A 2,502-nucleotide genomic window follows, 5' to 3' on the forward strand; every position below is an offset into this window, starting at 1 on the left:
CATTGGGTCGATAAAGATTAGTGCATATAACAAGTTGCCTAAGTTCGCCGCAAAAAGCGCGGCTGGGACAAATACTCACTGGGCAAAGCCCAACAACGTTCGCATTTGCCCCTTGGCAAAGCGTTATGTTTCTTAAAGAAAAGGAGTTTATATGAGAGTTTTATTTATTTTAGTGCTTGTAACTTTGGTGGCCGCGTGTGCTTCAAAACCAAAAGTTGACGATGAATCATCGCAAAAGATCACTGTAACGGGTACCAGAATAGAACGGTCTGAAATACCGCCAGGACCTAAATTAAAAATGAGTTTAAATAAGAAGAATGAGTCTAGTAACTTTATGCAAGCTTTGGCGGGCATGAAGAGCCTTCCGCAACCTAAAGATATAGGTGATTGCAAAGGTTTACTATCGGCTTTGGCAGGAAGCAACTTAGAAATGCGCATAGTGGACGAAAATAATGTTGTATTAGAAAGTGAACATGGAATTTATGAATACTCTTTTGACGACAGCAGTTGTCCCACCAACGAAACATAACAATCCATTCAACCGGACCCAAACTCGCTGGCTTAGCTCATTCTTCGCAAAGTATAGCCAGCAAGTCTGTGCCGTTTAATAGGGGCGTTAGGTTTCATAAAAGAGGTTAATCGAAATGGATAATGAAAAACTAAAAGAACTGCGAAGCTTAATCGATGAGGTAATTTATGCTCACAGCAAAAAGGAAGCTGCCAGCCCCTTACGAAAATTGGAGTTTATGGCTTCACAGATTAAACCGCAATTAAATGGGTATACATCAGGAAAATTAAGTGAAGCTGTTGGTTACGCGAAGGAAGCATCCGGTCAAGTGCGAAACAAGGATCATTGGATTTCAAATATGGAGCGCTCTTGGTATGTTTTCGAAAATGATGTTTTAAATGGCAATTCAGGCATCCAAAATGCACCTGAAACCTAACAAGTTGCCTAAGTTCGCCGCAAAAAGCGCGGCTGGGACAAATACTCACTGGGCAAAGCCCAACAACGTTCGCATTTGCCCCTTGGCAAAGCGTTATGTGCCAAAGGATAATTAGTTGAAGATCGCACCAAAGCTAGGATGGTATTGCTCATTATCAGCATTTATTGCTGCTGGGCAGTTGTTATTGTCAGTATGTGTTCTGTTGCCTTTTGCATATTTTTCTAGTATCAAAACACTTGAGTACGTTACTCTTATCTTACTATTTAGTGGAGTCTTTTTCAGTTTTGCGCATTACAGTTTAGCCCCTTTTGTCAAATGCCCAGTGTGCTCGAAAAAACTTATGTTTCTTTGGTTTAAAAAGCCTCACAAGAACTCGAAATATGACTCGGGAGCGGAGCTTGCTTTTCATTGGTTTAAAGGCAGCGTTTATTGTCTAAGCTGCGGCGAGGAAGTTCGAACAAATGGCACATAACAAGTTGCTCAAGTATGCAGCAAAAAACGCTGCGGGACAGTTACTCGCTGGCTTCGCCAAAAACACTCGCAACTGCCCCTTAGCAAAGCGTTATATCCCAAATGAGACAAGTACTAATATTTTCAATATGGGCTTTAATTTTAACTTTGCTAATTTCGTATTTTGGTGAGGTATCTCTGGCTTTTAGCTTTGCTTGTGTAACTGTATTTGCTTCCGTAGGTCACTTAATTTCATTAGATGATGATTTCAAGGGAGGTTGGGGTAATCCTGAAGGTGACCGAAGTATTGTTCTGAAGTCAATTTTGGAGTTAGTTGCTAAAATCGCTTTTTCAGTTTTGACATGGTGGGTTGTTTTATCGTTTCCTTCAGTTAACCAGTATGGGATATAACAATCCAATTAATCCGCTCCCTTCGGTCACTGGGACAAAAACTCGTTGGCTTTCCTTCGTGCCTCGGTCATTATAGCCAACAATTTTTAGCCCATTATTGGGGCGTTATATTTTTCTCAAGGAAGTCAAAATGAATAAAATCGTATTATTGTTTTTGTGCTTATTACTTACCGCTTGTGCAAGTAAAAATAATGAAAAGACCACAGTTACTGGGCAACGAATTAGCAAGGAAGAAGCAAAGAAACTTAACCTCAAGCCCGTTGGTACATTCCAAGACATAATTGAGTCTCAATATAAAGGCATGCCACAACCAGGCGACTTTGATAATTGCGAAGAACTTCTTCAACAGCTAGAACAAAAAAATATCGCTATTCGGTCGATAAAAGAAAAGGAAGTAATAGCAGTGTCTAATAATAAATTACTCACATATTCTTTCGATGATGGCACTTGCTTGCGCTAAAAACATAACAAGCACATTATGTTCATTCGCTGCGCTCATTGGGACGCTTACTCGCTGGCCATGCTCATTCTTCGCAAGTATAGCCAGCAAGCCTGCGCCCCATATGTGAAGCGTTATATGTACATGGAGGTTTTAAATGTCGTTAATTTCTAAACTGAGTAAAGGCCTTAAAGGCGCAGTGAACGCTGTTAATTCTGATGAGTATCAAATTAATGGTGTAAAGGCTAAATGTATTCA

The 2,502-nt window shown here is 40.2% G+C and carries 4 protein-coding genes; all 4 read left to right on the top strand.

The window, feature by feature from the left end:
- The first annotated feature begins 151 nt into the window (after positions 1-151).
- The 4 genes from ABD036_RS18945 to ABD036_RS18960 all read left to right on the top strand — a co-directional run bounded on the left by ABD036_RS18945 (position 152) and on the right by ABD036_RS18960 (position 2,265).
- A complete protein-coding gene (locus tag ABD036_RS18945; RefSeq protein ID WP_343862740.1) occupies positions 152-529 on the top strand; it encodes a hypothetical protein in 378 nt (125 codons plus the stop codon).
- 115 nt (positions 530-644) lie between these two features.
- Positions 645-944, top strand: coding sequence for a hypothetical protein (locus ABD036_RS18950; protein WP_343862742.1), 300 nt, complete (start codon positions 645-647; stop codon positions 942-944).
- Positions 945-1,405: 461 nt separating this feature from the next.
- Complete coding sequence (locus ABD036_RS18955; protein WP_343862744.1) at positions 1,406-1,585, top strand: hypothetical protein; 180 nt, start codon at positions 1,406-1,408, stop codon at positions 1,583-1,585.
- A gap of 350 nt (positions 1,586-1,935) precedes the next feature.
- The gene (locus tag ABD036_RS18960) at positions 1,936-2,265 is read left to right on the top strand and encodes a hypothetical protein (RefSeq protein WP_343862746.1); all 330 of its coding nucleotides are present in this window, start codon (positions 1,936-1,938) and stop codon (positions 2,263-2,265) included.
- The last annotated feature ends 237 nt before the right edge of the window (positions 2,266-2,502 follow it).

The sequence above is a fragment of the Aliiglaciecola litoralis genome (genome assembly GCF_039523355.1).
GTDB lineage: Bacteria > Pseudomonadota > Gammaproteobacteria > Enterobacterales > Alteromonadaceae > Aliiglaciecola > Aliiglaciecola litoralis.